This is a genomic window from Streptomyces lusitanus (assembly GCF_042647945.1).
Lineage (GTDB): Bacteria > Actinomycetota > Actinomycetes > Streptomycetales > Streptomycetaceae > Streptomyces > Streptomyces pseudogriseolus.
Window position 1 is genome coordinate 110,107 of sequence record NZ_JBHRWL010000006.1, and the last position, 16,762, is coordinate 126,868.

13 protein-coding genes are annotated in these 16,762 nt (G+C 70.9%); 4 read left to right on the forward strand and 9 right to left on the reverse strand.

Annotated features, from left to right (window positions below):
• The first annotated feature begins 76 nt into the window (after window positions 1-76).
• Window positions 77-2,041, forward strand: a complete 1,965-nt coding sequence (locus ACFOSY_RS10110) for an alpha-glucuronidase (RefSeq protein WP_394306409.1) — start codon at window positions 77-79, stop codon at window positions 2,039-2,041.
• Window positions 2,042-2,056: 15 nt separating this feature from the next.
• Here the strand turns inward: ACFOSY_RS10110 and ACFOSY_RS10115 are convergent, their stop codons facing one another.
• Genes ACFOSY_RS10115 through ACFOSY_RS10135 form a run of 5 tightly spaced genes read right to left on the reverse strand, consistent with a single transcriptional unit; the run spans window position 2,057 to window position 7,816 of the window.
• The gene (locus ACFOSY_RS10115; protein ID WP_394306410.1) at window positions 2,057-2,740 is read right to left on the reverse strand and encodes a hypothetical protein; all 684 of its coding nucleotides are present in this window, start codon (window positions 2,738-2,740) and stop codon (window positions 2,057-2,059) included.
• Entirely contained in the window at window positions 2,737-4,254 is a 1,518-nt protein-coding gene (locus ACFOSY_RS10120) for a GH39 family glycosyl hydrolase (protein WP_394306411.1), read from the reverse strand. The genes ACFOSY_RS10115 and ACFOSY_RS10120 overlap by 4 nt, the downstream gene beginning before the upstream one ends.
• Window positions 4,251-5,906, reverse strand: coding sequence for an ABC transporter substrate-binding protein (locus tag ACFOSY_RS10125; RefSeq protein WP_394306412.1), 1,656 nt, complete (start codon window positions 5,904-5,906; stop codon window positions 4,251-4,253). The genes ACFOSY_RS10120 and ACFOSY_RS10125 overlap by 4 nt, the downstream gene beginning before the upstream one ends.
• Before the next feature lie 42 nt (window positions 5,907-5,948).
• Window positions 5,949-6,830, reverse strand: coding sequence for a carbohydrate ABC transporter permease (locus tag ACFOSY_RS10130; RefSeq protein ID WP_394306413.1), 882 nt, complete (start codon window positions 6,828-6,830; stop codon window positions 5,949-5,951).
• Window positions 6,824-7,816, reverse strand: coding sequence for an ABC transporter permease (locus ACFOSY_RS10135; protein ID WP_394306414.1), 993 nt, complete (start codon window positions 7,814-7,816; stop codon window positions 6,824-6,826). The genes ACFOSY_RS10130 and ACFOSY_RS10135 overlap by 7 nt, the downstream gene beginning before the upstream one ends.
• A 251-nt stretch (window positions 7,817-8,067) precedes the next feature.
• Here ACFOSY_RS10135 and ACFOSY_RS10140 point away from each other — a divergent pair, with 251 nt between their 5' ends.
• The gene (locus ACFOSY_RS10140) at window positions 8,068-9,060 is read left to right on the forward strand and encodes an acetylxylan esterase (protein ID WP_394306415.1); all 993 of its coding nucleotides are present in this window, start codon (window positions 8,068-8,070) and stop codon (window positions 9,058-9,060) included.
• A gap of 53 nt (window positions 9,061-9,113) precedes the next feature.
• Here the strand turns inward: ACFOSY_RS10140 and ACFOSY_RS10145 are convergent, their stop codons facing one another.
• Together ACFOSY_RS10145 and acnA are read right to left on the reverse strand one after the other, a co-directional pair.
• Window positions 9,114-9,416: a hypothetical protein gene (locus ACFOSY_RS10145; RefSeq protein WP_394306416.1), complete on the reverse strand. Its 303-nt coding sequence runs from the start codon at window positions 9,414-9,416 to the stop codon at window positions 9,114-9,116.
• Window positions 9,417-9,645: 229 nt separating this feature from the next.
• Window positions 9,646-12,369, reverse strand: a complete 2,724-nt coding sequence (acnA, locus tag ACFOSY_RS10150; protein ID WP_394306417.1) for an aconitate hydratase AcnA — start codon at window positions 12,367-12,369, stop codon at window positions 9,646-9,648.
• A gap of 422 nt (window positions 12,370-12,791) precedes the next feature.
• Here acnA and ACFOSY_RS10155 point away from each other — a divergent pair, with 422 nt between their 5' ends.
• Both ACFOSY_RS10155 and ACFOSY_RS10160 read left to right on the forward strand, forming a co-directional pair.
• The gene (locus ACFOSY_RS10155; protein WP_367420936.1) at window positions 12,792-12,995 is read left to right on the forward strand and encodes a DUF4236 domain-containing protein; all 204 of its coding nucleotides are present in this window, start codon (window positions 12,792-12,794) and stop codon (window positions 12,993-12,995) included.
• 89 nt (window positions 12,996-13,084) lie between these two features.
• Window positions 13,085-14,614, forward strand: a complete 1,530-nt coding sequence (locus ACFOSY_RS10160; protein ID WP_006135941.1) for a helix-turn-helix domain-containing protein — start codon at window positions 13,085-13,087, stop codon at window positions 14,612-14,614.
• A 92-nt stretch (window positions 14,615-14,706) separates the two neighbouring features.
• Here ACFOSY_RS10160 and ACFOSY_RS10165 read toward each other — a convergent pair whose 3' ends face one another.
• Window positions 14,707-15,549: a helix-turn-helix transcriptional regulator gene (locus tag ACFOSY_RS10165; protein WP_394306418.1), complete on the reverse strand. Its 843-nt coding sequence runs from the start codon at window positions 15,547-15,549 to the stop codon at window positions 14,707-14,709.
• Between the two features lie 150 nt (window positions 15,550-15,699).
• On the reverse strand, window positions 15,700-16,644 hold the full coding sequence (locus ACFOSY_RS10170) for an SDR family oxidoreductase (protein ID WP_394306419.1): 945 nt from the start codon (window positions 16,642-16,644) through the stop codon (window positions 15,700-15,702).
• Window positions 16,645-16,762 lie beyond the last annotated feature (118 nt).

Genomic DNA, 16,762 nt, shown 5'->3' on the forward strand with positions numbered 1-16,762 from the left:
CGGTCCGGCCCCGCCTCTCTTTCCGGCTCCTCACCACGGGGTACCTCCGAAGCCCCCGGTGCACCAGAATGGCGCCATGACGGACCCGGGGGACTTCGACGCCGCCTGGCTGCCCGACGCCGCGTTCCGCGCGGTCGGCGCCCGCCGTTCACTGGTCCGGGGCGGTCCGGACCTCCTGGCCGACACCGTGCACCGCGAACTCGCGGACGCCTGCGCCCGGTTCGGCGGCGAGGCGGTCCGCGGCGCGGACGCCGGAGGCGCCGGGCTGGTCCTCGACCTGACCGGCGACAACCCCGCCGACGAAGGCTTCACCCTGGGACGCGCCGACGGAGTCACGACGGTGACCGCGTCCGGTGGGCGGGGGCTGCTGTACGGGCTGTTCCACGTGGTGCGGCTCGGCGAGGACGCCTTCGCCGGGGACCTGCCGCCACGCACGCACCGGCCCGCCCTCGCCACCCGCATGCTGGACCACTGGGACAACGTGGCCGTGCACCCGGTGACGGGACAGGTCGAGCGCGGCTACGCGGGCGGCTCCCTGTTCTGGGCGGACGGCGAGGCGCGCGGGGACCTCGACCGGGTGCGGGCGTACGGCAGGCTGCTGGCCGCGTGCGGGATCAACGCCGTCGCCGTCAACAACGTCAACGTGCACGCCACGGAGGCGCGGCTGCTGACCGACCGGCTCGGGGACGTGGCCGCGATCGCCGATGTGCTGCGGCCGTACGGCATCCGCACGCATCTGTCGGTCGGTTTCGCGACGCCGATGCTGCTGGGCGGGCTGCCCACCGCGGACCCGCTGGACCCGGCGGTGCGCGCGTGGTGGGCGGCGGCGACCGCCCGGGTGTACGAGGCGATCGGGGACTTCGGCGGGTTCGTGGTGAAGGCCGACTCCGAGGGACGGCCGGGCCCCTTCGCCTACGGACGCTCGCACGCCGACGGGGCGAACATGCTGGCCGCCGCGCTGGAGCCGCACGGCGGCACGGTGCACTGGCGGGCCTTCGTCTACGACCACCGCCAGGACTGGCGGGACCGCTCGACCGACCGGGCGCGGGCCGCGTACGACCATTTCACCCCGCTGGACGGCCGGTTCGCGGACAACGTGGTGCTCCAGGTGAAGCACGGGCCGATGGACTTCCAGGTGCGCGAGCCGGTGTCGCCGCTGATCGGCGCGATGCCGGACACCCGGCTCGCGGTGGAGCTCCAGGTCACCCAGGAGTACACCGGGCAACAGCGGCACGTGTGCTGGCTGGGCCCGATGTGGAGCGAGGTGCTGCGGTTCCGTCCGGCCGGCGGGACGAGCGCCGGGCGGCTCGCGGACGGTCTGGTCGCGGTGTCCAACGCGGGCGACGACCGGTTCTGGACGGGTCATCCGCTCGCCCAGGCCAACCTGTACGCCTTCGGGCGGCTGGCGTGGGACCCGGAGGCGGACCCGCGGGCCGTCCTCGACGAGTGGATCGCGCTGACCCACCCCGGCGCCCCGGCCCGGCTGGCCGAGGGGCTGCACGCGATCCTGGACGGCTCCTGGGCGACGTACGAGAAGTACACGGCGCCGCTCGGCGTGGGCTTCATGGTGCAGCCGGGCCACCACTACGGGCCCTCCGTGGACGGCTACGAGTACAGCCCCTGGGGCACCTACCACTTCGCGGACCGGGACGGCGTCGGCGTCGACCGCTCCGTGGCGACCGGCACCGGCTTCGCCGGGCAGTACGCCGAGCCGTGGGCGAAGCTCTACGAGTCGCCGGACACCTGCCCCGACGAGCTGCTGCTGTTCTTCCACCACGTCCCGTACGGCCATGTGCTGCACAGCGGCACGACGGTGATCCAGCACATCTACGACACCCACTTCGAGGGCGTGGCGGAGGCCGAGGAGGCCCGCCGGGTGTGGGCGGGCCTCGCGGACCTGGTGGAGCCGGAGCGGCACGCGCGGGTGGCCGAGCGGTTCGAGGAGCAGCTGCGCAGCGCCCGCGAGTGGCGGGACCAGATCAACAGCTACTTCCTGCGCAAGTCCGGGGTGCCGGACGCGCGGGGGCGCACCGTCCACTGAGCGGGCGGCGCGGCCTCAGGCGGTGAAGTGCTCCCGGGTCTCCTCGATCACCCGGCGGCTGCCGCGCAGCAGCGACAGCAGCAGCGGCGCGGCGAGCAGGGCGGGCAGCGCCTCGGTGAGCAGTGCGGTGCCGGCGGCCGTCAGGATCAGCAGGGACAGGGCGCCCAGGGTGGCCCGGGGCCGCCTCAGCAGGAAGTAGGCGGCGAGGCGGGCCGTGTCGCGGGCGCGGAAGGCGAACAGGGCGGTGAGGACCAGCGCGTGGGCGCCCCACAGCAGGCTTCCCACGCCGGTCACGGCGAGCAGGAACGCCCACCAGCCGGGCAGTCCGCTGGCCGGGAAGTGGGTGAGGGTGAACGCGATGACGGTGAGCCAGCCGAGCAGCGGCGCCCACAGCTTCAGCGCGGGTACGGCGTTGATCCGCCAGCCGTGCAGGAAGGCGCGGGCCGGGCGGAGTTCGGTGAGGTCGCCGCCGCGGTGGTGCAGGGCGTGGAGGGCCGCGGCGGCGGACGGGCCGAGGGGCAGCAGGCAGAGGGCGGCGGGCGGCAGGTTGGCCGGGTCGGGGGCGAGCAGGAAGAGGCCGGCGAGGCCCGGCGCGGCGGTGAGCAGCAGCAGGGCCTCGACGGTGAGGAGGGTGTGGATCAGGGCGGCGGCCCGGGAGAGCGGGCCGGTGCCGAAGGCGTCGGCGCGTACGGTGCTCATGCCGCCTCCCCGCCGGGCAGCCGCCGCTCGTGCCACCAGGGCGGGGTCTCGTCGTCGACCGGGGTCAGCTCGACGAGGGTGATCTCGTGGCGGGCCAGGGTGACGGTGAGGTCGGTCCGGCCGTCCTCGACGGGCAGCCGCTGGTGGCTGCGGGCGGGCTCGGCGGCCTCGTGCAGCATGTCGAGCTGTCCGGGGCGCGGGGAGCGGGGGGAGCCCATGTGCCGCCAGGCGGTGCGGGCGTTGCCGCGTTCCTCGTCGACGGAGGAGCGGCGCACGAACACCTCGCCGCGTCCCTGGCCGCCGACGGGGAGGGACAGGCGCAGGGTGTGCCGGTCCGGGCCCGGGGCGCGGCCGGCGGGGTCGACGGGGGCCCAGGCGAGGACGGCGATCCGGCCGTCGGCGTGCCGGGTCACCAGGTGGTGGTCCCCGCGCGCCAGTCGCTCCTCGCCCAGCCGCGCCATGAACGCGTACAGGTGGTAGGTGGGCTTGCGGACCTGGCGGTGGGTGAGCAGGCCGAAGCCGCCGTGGAACAGGGCGGTGGGGATGCCGGTCTCCTCGAAGACGTCGCTGGAGGTCCAGTAGGAGAAGGAGTCGGCGTGGTCGCCGCCCGCCGCCACCACCGGGGCGAGGTAGGCGGCGTGGAACGCGGTGTCGTGGACGGGGTTGTCGGGCCGGTAGGAGGAGTTGAACTCCGTGATGTGGACGGGCAGTCCGGCCAGGCGGGTGCCCGCGAGGGCCGTGCGCGGCTGGGCGAACTGGTCGAGCAGGGTGCTCGCCGGGGCGAGGGTCTGGTGCACGCCGAACGGGACGTGCCGCGCGGGTCCGGAGGTGTAGGCGTGCCGGGACACGAAGTCGACGGGCACGTCCCGGCGTTCGGCGAACGCGGCGAACCGCTCCAGCCAGCCGTCGGCGGCCGGTGACAGCGCCGGTCCGCCGACCGTGAGTTCCGCGTCCACCTCCTTCACGGTGTGCGCCGTCGCCTCGTACAGCCGGTGGTAGGCCGCCTCGTCGGCGTTCTGCCAGAACTGCGGCAGGTCCGGCTCGTTCCACACCTCGACGGGCCAGGTGCGCACCTCGTCGAGTCCGTAGCGGTCGAGAAGGTGGGTGAGGACCGCGCGCACCAGGCGGGTCCACTCCTTGTCGTCGGCGGGCGGGGTGACGTTGCCCTCCCACCAGAACACCGTCTGTGTGCCGGAGGCCGTCTCGCGCGGCATGAAGCCCAGTTCGAGGAAGGGGCGGATGCCGACGGCGAGGAGGGCGTCGAGCACCTGGTCGAGGTAGGTGAACGAGTGGTGGGTGAGGCGGGCGCCCTGCCACTCGTAGGGGCGGTGGACGCCCATGCCGTCGCTGAGCAGGCCGTGGCCGCGCAGGTGGCGGAAGCCGATGTCGCGTTGGAGCAGGGCGAGGGAGTCCTGGTGGTCGCGGCGCAGGACGAGGTCCAGCCGGCCGCTGCCGACGCAGGCGCGCCAGGCGTCCGACAGCCGCCCGGCCGGTTCCGCGGGCACGCGGATCACGTGTTCTCCTTCTTGAACCGCTCGTACGCCTGGTTGTGCAGCTCGATGTAGCGGTCCATGTTCTTGGCCTTGAGCTCCTTGACGTAGTCGTCCCACTCGGAGAGGGGACGCTTGCCGAGGACGAAGCGCAGGGCGTTCTGGGTGACGTGGTCCTTCAGCGGGGTGTCCCAGAGGGTGGCCTGCTCCTGCTCCTCGGCGCGCAGCGGGTGCGGCGGGTCGGTGGGCAGTTCCCTGCGCGCGGCCATCGCGTCGGTGAACTTCTTCTCGTCGGGGCTGAAGGAGGAGGACACCAGGGCCCAGCTGCCGCCGTAGGTGAACACGCCGTTGTAGAAGCCGAAGTCCTTCTGCAGGTCCTTCGGGGCTCTGGGGTCGGAGCCCATGAGGGAGATGCCGGGCCGGAGCCGGTATCCCGCGGTGCCGGAGCGGGTGAACGTGGTGTTCTCCACGCCCCACTTGCAGAACTCCTGGCCGGCGTCGGAGTACCAGAGCCAGTCCACGAACTGCATCAGGGCGACGAAGTCGTCCCGTTCCAGCGCCTTGCTGGAGATCATCATGCCGTTCTCCAGGCGTCCGCCGCCCATGACGACCGGGCCGGCCGGGCCGAGCGGCACCGGGATCATCTCGATGGTGGCGCCCTTCACCTGCCGCTGGAGGTTGTAGCGGTAGTTCTGCACCAGCTCCTGCGCGTTGGCGCTGATCGCGAAGGCCTTCTCCCCCAGCAGCTTCCTGACCGCCTCCTCGTCGGTCTGGGTGAAGCTCTCCGGGTCCATCAGCTGCTCGGCGACCAGCCGGCGCAGATACTCCACGACCTGGCGGAAGGCGTCCGTGGCGCCGGTGAAGACGAACGCGCCCGCCTTGGCGTCCCAGGTGGTGTTGAGGTACGACCAGCCGGCCCGGACGCCGTGCGCCTGCCCGAGGTACTGGAACAGCGCGCCCGCCGGGAAGGGTGTGTTGGTGCTCCAGCGGTCGGTGAGCGGGTAGCGGTCGGGGTACTCCGCACGGAGCGCCTTGAGGGTGGTGTACACCTCGTCCCAGGTGGCGGGCAGGGCGAGGCCGTGCCTGTCGAGGACGTCGGTGCGGAAGGACAGCGAGTACTGCTGGCGGACCTTCTCGTGCAGGCCGGGCAGCAGGTAGGAGCGGCCGTCGGACTGACGCAGCGAGTCGACCTCCGGCTGGAGGTTCCATCTTCTGACCTTGTCCTGGAAGTTGGGCATCAGGTCGAGGTAGTCGCTGACCGGCAGGATCGCGCCGGAGGAGACGAACGCTGTCTCCGCGCCCGGGTAGGTCTTGGGGATCAGCAGCGGGGCGTCGCCCGCGCCGATGAGGAGGCTGCGCTTCTTCTCGTAGTCGCTGAGCGGGACCGGGGTGGCGTCCAGGGTGACACCGGTGCGCCGGGTGAGCTCCTTCCAGAACAGCCAGCTCTCCTTCATCGGGTAGACCGGGTTGTCGTTGTGCAGGACGGAGAAGGTGAGCGGTTCGGTGGCCTTGAACTGCTGCCCGGCGCGGTAGTTCTTCATGGCGCCCGTGCGCTTCTTCGACAGGTCCTTGGCGTCCTCGCCGCCGCCGCTGCCGCAGCCGGTCAGGCCGGCGAGGCCGGCGAGGCCCGCGGCGGCGAGGATCTGGCGCCGGGAGAGCTGTCCGGTGTTCTTCACGGGGAACTCCCTGAGGTGAGATGGGGGGAAGGGGTGCGGCCGTCAGCCCTTGACCGCGCCGAGCATCACGCCGGAGACGAAGTAGCGCTGCACGAACGGGTACACGCAGAGGATCGGCAGCGAGGTGAGGACGATCGTCACCGCCTGGATGTTGGCGTTGACCTGGGTGAGGTTCTCGGTGGTGGCGCCGGCTCCGGTGCCCGCGGTGGCGCCCGCGAGGAGGTTGCGCAGATACACCGTGACCGGCATCAGCTCGGTGCGGTCCATGTAGAGGAAGGCCGAGAACCAGGAGTTCCAGAAGGACACCGAGTAGAAGAGCACCATGGTCGCGACGACCGCCTTGGACAGCGGCAGCACGATCCGCAGCAGGATGCCGTAGGTGCTCAGACCGTCGATCTGCGCGGCCTCCTCCAGCTCCGACGGCAGGCTCTCGAAGAAGGCCTTCATCACCAGCAGGTTGAAGACGCTGATCGCGTTCGGCAGGGCGATCGCCCACACGCTGTTCTTCAGTCCGAGGCTGGTGATCAGGACGTAGTTCGGGATGAGACCGCCGGTGAAGAACATGGTGAACACGGCGATGCCGACCAGCGCGCCGCGGCCCCTGAGCCGGTGCTTGGACAGCACGTAGGCGTAGCAGGTGGTCAGCACCATGGCGACGGCGGTGGAGACCACCGTGTAGAACACGGTGTTGCCGTAATTGCGCCAGAACATCGAGTCGTTGAAGACGATCTCGTACGTGGTGAGGTTGAGGCCCTTCGGCCACAGCGTCACGTCACCGGCGCGGATCTCCTTCTCGCCGCTGAACGAGCGGGCGACGATGTTGACGAACGGGTACAGGGTGATCAGCACGACCAGGGTGAGGATCACGCCGTTGACGCCCTGGAAGACGCGGTATCCCCAGGAGGGGCGGATCGTGCTCACCACAGGCTCGTCCCGACCGTGCGGCGCGACAGCTGGTTGGCCGAGGTGATCAGCACCAGGCCGATGACGGCCTCGAACAGGCCGATCGCGGCGGCGTAGCTGAAGCTGTTGGACTCCACTCCGGTGCGGTAGAGGTAGGTGGAGATCACGTCGGCGGTGGGGTACGTCAGCGGGTTGTACAGCAGCAGGACCTTCTCGAAGCCGACGGCCAGGAACGTGCCGATGTTGAGGATCAGCAGCGTGATCATGGTGGGGCGGATGCCGGGCAGGGTGACGTGCCAGGTCTGCCGCCAGCGGTTCGCGCCGTCGATCCGGGCGGCCTCGTAGAGGTCCTCGTCGATGGTGGTGAGCGCGGCGAGGTAGAGGATCGTGCCCCAGCCGGCGGTCTGCCAGATCTCGGAGCCGACGTAGAGGGTGCGGAACCAGCCGGCCTCCTGGATGAACCGGACGGGGTCGTGCCCGAACCAGCCGAGGACATGGTTGACCGGGCCGTCCGTGGCGAGCAGCTGCATCGTGATGCCGGCGACGATCACGACGGACAGGAAGTGCGGCAGGTAGGACACCGACTGCACGAATCGTTTCAACGACCTGCGGCGGACCTCGTTGAGCAGCAGGGCGAGCACGATCGGGACCGGGAAGCAGAACAGGAGCGTCAGCCCGCCGATCCACAGGGTGTTCCGGAAGACCTGCCAGAACGTCGGGTCGGACAGGAACATCTCGACGTAGCGCAGGCCCACCCAGTACTCGCCGAGGATCGAACCGCCCGGCTCGAACCGGCGGAACGCGATCACGTTGCCGATCATCGGCAGATAGCGGAACACCAGGAAGAACAGCAGCGGCAGCACGGCCAGCGAGTAGAGCTGCCAGTCCTTGCGCAGCGCGCGCCGCCGGCCGGTGGGCGAGGGCGACCGGGTACGGCGGCGGGGCGGAGGCGTCGGCGGGGTGTCCTGGGTGCCCGGAGGTGAAGCCGACGTGGTGGAGCTGCTCATGCTCGGGCCTCCCGCGCCTGACACGGAACCGAAATTTTCGAACAACTTCCGGAAACTCCGCGGCACCGTATGAGCCGCGGTCAGTCGTGTCAATGGCTGGCGCACAGGCGGCTTTTGCCGACGTCACCGCCGCGCGAAAGTCCGGACGGAGCGCTGTGGAATGCGGCCGTGATCTGTTACCGTCACCGAAATTTCTGCGGCACGCCCGCAACGATCGGAGGTGCCGTCCGTCCGACTCCCCGAGGTGCCGTGTGCCCGCGATCGACCTGCCCCCGGCCGACCTGGAACGCCATCGTCCGGACGTCGCCGAACCCGCGGACTTCGACGCGTTCTGGAAGCGCACGCTCGAGGAGGCGGCGGACGCGGGGGACGCACTGGTCCTGGCCGACCCCGTGGACAGCGGGCTGCGGCTGACCGAGACCTGGGACGTGACCTTCCGCGGCTTCGCGGGCGACCCGGTGCGCGGATGGTTCAGCCGCCCGGCGGGGGTGACCGAACCGCTGCCGGCCGTCGTGGAGTTCGCCGGGTACGGACGCGGACGAGGCCTCCCCCACGAACGCCTGACCTGGGTCAACGCCGGGTACGCGCATCTGCTGATGGACAACCGGGGTCAGGGCGACCAGTACGGGTGCGGCGGGGCCACCCCCGACCCGCACACCGGCGCGCCGGGCGGTCCCGGACCGGCGGTGCGCGGGCTGCTCGATCCGCACACCTACCACTACCGCCGGCTGATCACCGACGCGGTGCGCGCGGTGGACGCCGTACGCGCGCTGCCCGGCGTGGATTCCTCGCGGATCGCGGCGGTGGGCAACAGCCAGGGCGGGGGCGTCGCGCTGGCGGTCGCGGGACTGGTCCCGGACCTCGCGGCGGTCCTGGTCACCGCCCCCTTCCTGTGCGGGATCCGCCGCGCCCTGGACCTCACGGACGCTTCTCCGTACGGCGAGATCAGCGCGTATCTCGCCGTGCACCGGGGCGCGGTGGAGGCGGCCTGCCGCACCCTGTCCTACGTCGAGGGCATCTCCTTCGCCCGCCGCGCCCACGCCCCGGCCCACTTCGGCGTGGGCCTGCGCGACACGGTGTGCCCGCCGAGCGGGGCGTACGCGGCCTGCAACCGGTACGCGGAGCTGACGGGCGGACAGGAGAAGAAGGTCCTGCACGCCTATCCCTTCAACGGGCACGAGGGCGGGGACGCGGTGCATGTGCGACGGCAACTGGGGTGGCTGCGGGAGGTGTTGGGGGCGTGAGGGGACGGGCGCGGTGTGCGGCGCGGCGACTCGCGGCCTCCGGACGGCCCCGCTCACGGCTCGACGGGCGCGGGGAGGGGGCGCGCGGGGAGGGGGCGCGCGGTGGCGCCTGTGGTCCCGGTGGCGGTTCCCGCCGTCCCGGCGGCCGATGGCGCGTCCCGGTGGCACAGCAGGCCGAGCATGTCGGCGCGGGGCAGTGTGCCGGGGCTGGGGTGGGTGGCGGCGCCGGAGGTCAGGGCCAGGCCCGCCGCCGGGAGGGCGGCCAGCAGGCAGACCAGGGCGAGGAACAGCACCCTGCTGCCGGTGCGCAGCGTCGGCGGGGCGCCGGCACCGTACTGCTTCGTAGGCGCGGTCATGGCACTTCCGTCCGCGGCGGTGGGGTCGACGGATGGCGGGGCGAGGGCCGGACGAGGTGGCGGCGCCCCGGCGACGGGTTCCGGTCCGCCACGCTCATGGGAGCGCTCCCACCTCGTCCGTGGAAGGGACGGTAGCGCCGGGGAACGGTGTTGTAAACGGTTACCGCGCGTACGCGTGAGGGCCGCACCCCCGGGCGGGGGTGCGGCCCTGACATGCCCTGCCTGCCGCTTACTTGCGGATCAGGCTGCGCAGCACGTACTGCAGGATGCCGCCGTTGCGGTAGTAGTCGGCCTCACCGGGGGTGTCGATGCGGACGACCGCGTCGAACTCGACGCCCGTGTCGGTGGTGACCTTCACCGTGCGCGGGGTGGTGCCCTCGTTGAGCGCGGTGACGCCGGAGACGGAGAAGGTCTCCTCGCCGGTCAGGCCGAGGGACTCCGCGGTGTGGCCCTCGGGGAACTGGAGCGGCAGGACGCCCATGCCGATGAGGTTCGAGCGGTGGATGCGCTCGTACGACTCGGCGATGACGGCCTTGACGCCGAGGAGCGCGGTGCCCTTGGCCGCCCAGTCGCGGGACGAGCCGGAGCCGTACTCCTTGCCGGCCAGGACGACCAGCGGGACGCCGGCGGCCTGGTAGTTCTGCGAGGCGTCGTAGATGAAGGAGACCGGGCCGCCCTCCTGCGTGAAGTCACGCGTGTAGCCGCCCTCGGTGCCCGGCGCGATCTGGTTGCGCAGGCGGATGTTGGCGAACGTACCGCGGATCATGACCTCGTGGTTGCCGCGGCGGGAGCCGTAGCTGTTGAAGTCGCGGCGCTCGATGCCGTGCTCCGTGAGGTACTGGCCGGCCGGGGTGTCGGCCTTGATGGCGCCGGCCGGGGAGATGTGGTCGGTGGTGACCGAGTCGCCCAGCTTGGCCAGCACGCGGGCGCCGGTGATGTCCTCGACCGGGGCCGGGTCCATCTGCATGCCCTCGAAGTACGGGGGCTTGCGGACGTAGGTGGACTCGGCGTCCCACTCGAAGGTGTCGCCGGTCGGGACCGGCAGCGCCTGCCACTGGGCGTCGCCGGCGAAGACGTCGGCGTAGGACTTGGAGAACATGTCCTCGCCGATGGCGTTCGCCACGACGTCGTTGACCTCGGCCTCGGAGGGCCAGATGTCCTTCAGGAAGACCGGGTTGTTGTCCTGGTCGTATCCGAGGGCCTCGCGGGTGATGTCCACCTTCATGGAACCGGCGATCGCGTAGGCGACGACCAGCGGCGGGGACGCCAGGTAGTTCATCTTGACGTCGGGGTTGATCCGGCCCTCGAAGTTGCGGTTGCCGGACAGCACCGAGGTGACGGCGAGGTCGTGCTCGTTGACGGCCTTGGAGACCTCCTCCGGCAGCGGGCCGGAGTTGCCGATGCAGGTGGTGCAGCCGTAACCGACCAGGTTGAAGCCGACCTTGTCGAGGTAGGGGGTCAGGCCCGCCTTCTCGAAGTAGTCGGTGACGACCTTGGAGCCCGGGGCGAGGGTGGTCTTGACCCACGGCTTGCGGGTCAGGCCCTTCTCCACCGCCTTCTTGGCCACCAGCGCGGCGGCGACCATGACGTACGGGTTGGAGGTGTTGGTGCAGGAGGTGATGGCCGCGACCGTCACCGCGCCGTGGTCCAGGGTGTAGGTGGTGCCGTCGGGGGCGGTCACCTCGACCGGGTGCGACGGGGCGCCGTTGGAGATGGCCGGGGCGTCGGAGGCCGGGAAGGACTCCTGGCCGGCCTCGTCGACGTCGCCGCCGTCCTTGACGTAGTTGCGCACGTCCTGGGCGAACTGGGCCTTGGCGTCGGCGAGGACGATGCGGTCCTGCGGGCGCTTCGGTCCGGCGATGGACGGGACGACCGTGGCGAGGTCCAGCTCGAGCTTCTCGGAGAAGTCCGGCTCGGCCTTCGGGTCCAGCCAGAGACCCTGCTCCTTGGCATACGCCTCGACGAGCGCGACCTGCTGCTCGGAGCGGCCGGTCAGACGCAGGTAGCTCAGCGTCTCGTCGTCCACGGGGAAGATCGCGGCGGTGGAGCCGAACTCCGGCGACATGTTGCCGATGGTGGCGCGGTTGGCCAGGGAGGTCGCGGCCACGCCCTCGCCGTAGAACTCGACGAACTTGCCGACGACGCCGTGCTTGCGCAGCATCTCGGTGATGGTGAGCACGAGGTCGGTGGCGGTGGTGCCGGGCTTGAGCTCACCGGTGAGCTTGAAGCCGACGACGCGCGGGATCAGCATGGAGACCGGCTGGCCGAGCATGGCCGCCTCGGCCTCGATGCCGCCGACGCCCCAGCCGAGGACGCCCAGGCCGTTGACCATCGTGGTGTGCGAGTCGGTGCCGACCAGGGTGTCGGGGTACGCCTTGCCGTCGCGGACCATGACGACGCGGGCCAGGTGCTCGATGTTCACCTGGTGGACGATGCCGGTGCCGGGCGGGACGACCTTGAAGTCGTCGAACGCGGTCTGGCCCCAGCGCAGGAACTGGTAGCGCTCCTTGTTGCGGCCGTACTCCAGGTCGACGTTCTGCTTGAAGGCGTCGTTGGTGCCGAACTTGTCGGCGATGACGGAGTGGTCGATGACCATCTCGGCCGGGGAGAGCGGGTTGATCTTGTTCGGATCGCCGCCGAGCTCCTTCACGGCCTCACGCATCGTGGCGAGGTCGACGACACAGGGCACGCCGGTGAAGTCCTGCATGATCACGCGGGCCGGCGTGAACTGGATCTCCTGCGACGGCTGCGCCTGGGAGTCCCAGCCGCCCAGGGCGCGGATGTGGTCGGCGGTGATGTTCGCGCCGTCCTCGGTGCGGAGGAGGTTCTCCAGCAGCACCTTCAGGCTGTAGGGAAGGCGCGCGGAGCCCTCGACCTTGTCCAGCCGGAAGATCTCGTACGACTCGTCGCCCACCTGCAGCGTGCTGCGGGCGTCGAAGCTGTTCGCCGACACGACAGTCTCCTTCATTGATGTGCGCGTACCACCGTCAATCGTGCCGCCACGCCGGCTTGGCCGTTCCGGTGAGGTCAGGCTAAGTTAGGTATGCCTAACTTGAGTGGCGACCGCGGTGCGCCTCGGCAGATATCTCGATGTCGAGATAACTCTAGTACACGGGCGCGGAATGGTCATGCCCGGGTTCCGGTGCGCCCTTTCCGTGCCCTCGCGGGCACGTTTTCACCTTTCCTCCCTCCAGCCTCCCGCCGCGGGCGGCTCGGCGCCATGGCCGACACGGCTGACGCGGCCTGCGCGGCCGACGCGGCCGGCATGGCTGACGTGGCCGACACGGCCTTGGAGTCATCACGGCCGAAGACCGGGGTATCCGACTGAGGCACAGTCAGTCACGACAGGCCCGACCACCGAGCAGGGAGGCGAGGATGCCCCTCACGTTCCGCAAGAGTTTCCGGATCCTTCCGGGGGTGCGGCTGAACATCAACAAGAAGTCGTGGTCCATCACCACCGGCGGGAAGAACGGCCCCCGGCACACCCGGAGCAGTACCGGACGTCGTACGACATCAATGGATTTGCCCGGACCTTTCGGGTGGCGGCGCACCACCCGCAGCCGTCGGACCGGCGGATAGTCGGGGAACATTGACGTCACATCACCCGACTGTCACCCGAATGGACCCCCCAAGAGGTGCCATCTCATATCTGAGATAGCCTCAACCTCATGGCAGACGACTACCTCGTACGCATCGGCAAGCTCATCCGTGACGCCAGACAGCACCGCGGCTGGACACAGACGCAGCTCGCCGAGGCGCTCGGCACCAGTCAGAGCGCCGTCAACCGGATCGAGCGCGGCAACCAGAACATCAGCCTTGAGATGATCGCCCGCATCGGCGAGGCGCTGGACAGTGAGATCGTCTCCCTGGGCTACGCGGGCCCGATGCACCTGCGGGTGGTGGGCGGCCGCCGGCTCTCCGGCGCCATCGACGTCAAGACGAGCAAGAACGCGTGCGTGGCACTGCTGTGCGCCTCGCTGCTCAACAGCGGGCGCACGGTGCTGCGCCGCGTCGCCCGCATCGAGGAGGTGTACCGCCTCCTGGAGGTGCTGAACTCCATCGGCGTGCGCACCCGCTGGATCAACGACGGCGTCGACCTGGAGATCGTGCCCCCGGCCGAGCTGGACCTCGCCGCGATCGACGCGGAGGCGGCCCGCCGTACCCGCTCCATCATCATGTTCCTCGGCCCGCTGCTGCACCGCATGGACCGCTTCATGCTGCCGTACGCCGGCGGCTGCGACCTCGGCACCCGCACGGTGGAGCCGCACATGATCGCGCTGCGCCGGTTCGGCCTGGACATCGCGGCGACGGAGGGCCAGTACCACGCGGTCGTCGACCGCGCCGTCGCCCCGGACCGCCCGATCGTGCTGACCGAGCGCGGGGACACGGTCACCGAGAACGCCCTGCTGGCCGCCGCGCGGCACGACGGCACGACCGTCATCCGCAACGCGTCCTCCAACTACATGGTCCAGGACCTGTGCTTCTTCCTGGAGGCGCTGGGCGTCAAGGTCGACGGCATCGGCACGACGACGCTCACCGTGCACGGCGTGCCGAAGATCGACGTGGACGTCGACTACTCCCCCTCCGAGGACCCGGTCGAGGCGATGAGCCTGGTCGCGGCGGCGGTGGTGACGGAGTCGGAGCTGACGGTCCGCCGGGTGCCGATCGAGTTCCTGGAGATCGAGCTGGCGGTCCTGGAGGAGATGGGCCTCGACCACGACCGCACGCCGGAGTACTTCGCGGACAACGGCCGCACCCGGCTGGTGGACCTCACCGTCCGGCCCTCCAAGCTGGAGGCGCCGATCGACAAGATCCACCCGATGCCGTTCCCGGGCCTGAACATCGACAACGTGCCGTTCTTCGCGGCGATCGCGGCGGTGGCGCAGGGCAAGACGCTGATCCACGACTGGGTCTACGACAACCGCGCCATCTACCTGACCGACCTCAACCGCCTCGGCGGACGGCTCCAGTTGCTGGACCCGCACCGCGTCCTGGTCGAGGGCCCGACCCGCTGGCGCGCGGCCGAGATGATGTGCCCGCCGGCCCTCCGCCCGGCCGTCGTCGTCCTGCTCGCCATGATGGCGGCCGAGGGCACGTCGGTGCTGCGCAACGTGTACGTCATCAACCGCGGGTACGAGGACCTGGCGGAGCGGCTGAACTCGATCGGGGCGCAGATCGAGATCTTCCGGGACATCTGAGGTGACGGTGCCGCCGCCCCCTGAACGACCTGCGCGTCAACGGGTCGGGGAAGGGTGCGGCGGCACTTCCGGGACGACCTGTCCGGGTCGGCTCAGTGCACCGTCTGCGGCCCCATCACGGACAGCAGTTGCAGCTTCTCGTGACTCTCGCTGCCGGGAACGGCGGTGTAGACGAGCAGCAGATGTGACTGGTCGGGATCGAGGAGCGTCTGGCAGCTCAGCTCCATGATGCCGAGCTCGGGGTGGTTGAAGCGTTTGACCTCGCGGGGGCGCAGGCCGATCTCGTGGTCGTTCCACACCTTCGTGAACTCCTCGCTCTGCGCCAGGAGCAGGTCGGCGAGGTGGGCCGCCCGGGAGCCGGGGCCCCGCTGGGCGACCAGGGAACGCAGGCCGGAGGCGAACAGGCGGCTGAGGAAGGCGTGTTCGTCGTCGGCGTAGAGCCGGCGGGTGGCGGGGTCGGTGAACCAACGGTAGCCGAGGCTGCGGGCCGGGCCCTGGTAGACGGTCAGGTCACCGGTGAGGGCGACGCCGAGCGGGGTCTGCCGCAGGGTTTCGCCGAGCTCGGTGACGATCTCGGCGGGGGTGTCCTGAAGGCGGTCGAGGATGCGCAGCAGACCGGGGCTGATGTGTTCGCTGGCCGGGCCGCGCGCGGGTGGGTGGTGGCCGGCGAGACGGAACAGGTGGTCGCGCTCGTCGAGGGAGAGGTGGAGCCCCTGCGCGATGGAGGCGATCATCTGTTCGGACGGCCGCGGGCCGCGCTCCCTCTCGAGACGCGCGTAGTAGTCGGTCGACATGCTGCACAGCAGGGCGGCTTCCTCCCGCCGCAGCCCGCTGGTCCGGCGGCGTCGGCCGCGCGGCAGGCCGACGTCCTCGGGTTGCAGCGCCGCGCGGCGGCTGCGGAGGAACTCCGCCAGTCCGCTTCGGTCGATCTCCATGCCGCACCTCCTTCCGTGCTGGTTCACTTCTACCGCCCGTGGACGCGCGTATCCACGGCCTGCCGATCCCCCCTTACGCCCCCGTACGGCCTCGCTCACGGGTCCCCCCGTACGGCCTCGCCGTGCGGTGAGCGTCGGTGAAGGTCGGCGTCAGCTGCCGGGGAAGCGGACCTCGGCGAGCTCCTGGGAGATCCGCCAGACGCGGGCGGCCTCCTCGGCGCTGCGCAGGGGACGCCACAGCGCCTGCTGCCCCGGGGCTCCGCCGAGGTTGCCAGGGCCCTGGGGCCCGTAGAACAGCTCGCCCCGGACGTCCGGCGAGGTGGCGGCGTACAGGGCGGGGAGCATCGCGGTCCGCGGGGTGCCGAGGAGGATGCCGCGCCGGGAGAGGGCCTTGATCACGCGCAAGGCCGCGGTGTCGCTGCCGCGGCCGACCTCCGGGCGGGCGGCCAGCAGGCTCGTCGGGGCGACGCCGGGATGCGCGATGTTGCTGGTGATGCCCCAGCCGTGGGCACGGCTGCGCCGGTCGAGTTCGAGCCCGAACAGGGCGAACGCGATCTTCGACTGACGGTAGGCGCGCATGCCGTCGTAGGAGCGTTCGTAGTTCAGATCGTCCCAGTTGATGGTGCCGCTGCGCGCGGCGACGCTGCTCTGTGAGGTCACCCGCGCACCGCCGGCCCGCAGCAGGGGCAGCAGGTGGGCGACGAGGGCGACATGGCCGAGGTGGTTCGTGCCGAACTGGAGCTCGAAGCCGTCGGCGGTCGTCTGCCGGTCGGGCGGGGTCATGACGCCGGCGTTGTTGACGAGGATGTGGATCGGCTGCCCCTCGTCCGCCAGCGTCTTGCCGAGCGCCGCGACGGAGCTGAGCGAGGACAGGTCGAGCTCGCGCAGCGACACGTCGGCAGTCGGATTCCCCTCACGGATCGTGGCGATCGCCGCCTCTCCCTTGCGCGGGTTGCGGACGGGCATGACGACCTCGGCGCCGGCCGCCGCGAGTCGCGCCGCCAGCTCCAGCCCCATGCCGTCGCTCGCTCCGGTGACGACGGCGCGCCGGCCGGACAGGTCGGGGACGGTGATGTCGATGGGCTTGCGTGGCATGTCGGCTCCTCGTGGGTGTGTCGTTGCCTCCCACCGTGGCAGGAGCCGGCGTCCGCATTCAGGGCCGCTTGAGCCACTGATCGGCGATCCGAGGATGCGGAAGTGTTTGATGCCTGTG

Excerpts from the sequence above, each read along its gene's own strand:
- ACFOSY_RS10110 (WP_394306409.1), top strand. The coding sequence starts at position 77 with ATGACGGACCCGGGGGACTTCGACGCCGCCTGGCTGCCCGACGCCGCG.
- ACFOSY_RS10115 (WP_394306410.1), bottom strand. The coding sequence starts at position 2,740 with ATGAGCACCGTACGCGCCGACGCCTTCGGCACCGGCCCGCTCTCCCGG.
- ACFOSY_RS10135 (WP_394306414.1), bottom strand. The coding sequence starts at position 7,816 with ATGAGCAGCTCCACCACGTCGGCTTCACCTCCGGGCACCCAGGACACC.
- ACFOSY_RS10145 (WP_394306416.1), bottom strand. The coding sequence starts at position 9,416 with ATGACCGCGCCTACGAAGCAGTACGGTGCCGGCGCCCCGCCGACGCTG.
- ACFOSY_RS10155 (WP_367420936.1), top strand. The coding sequence starts at position 12,792 with ATGCCCCTCACGTTCCGCAAGAGTTTCCGGATCCTTCCGGGGGTGCGG.
- ACFOSY_RS10160 (WP_006135941.1), top strand. The coding sequence starts at position 13,085 with ATGGCAGACGACTACCTCGTACGCATCGGCAAGCTCATCCGTGACGCC.
- ACFOSY_RS10165 (WP_394306418.1), bottom strand. The coding sequence starts at position 15,549 with ATGGAGATCGACCGAAGCGGACTGGCGGAGTTCCTCCGCAGCCGCCGC.
- ACFOSY_RS10170 (WP_394306419.1), bottom strand. The coding sequence starts at position 16,644 with ATGCCACGCAAGCCCATCGACATCACCGTCCCCGACCTGTCCGGCCGG.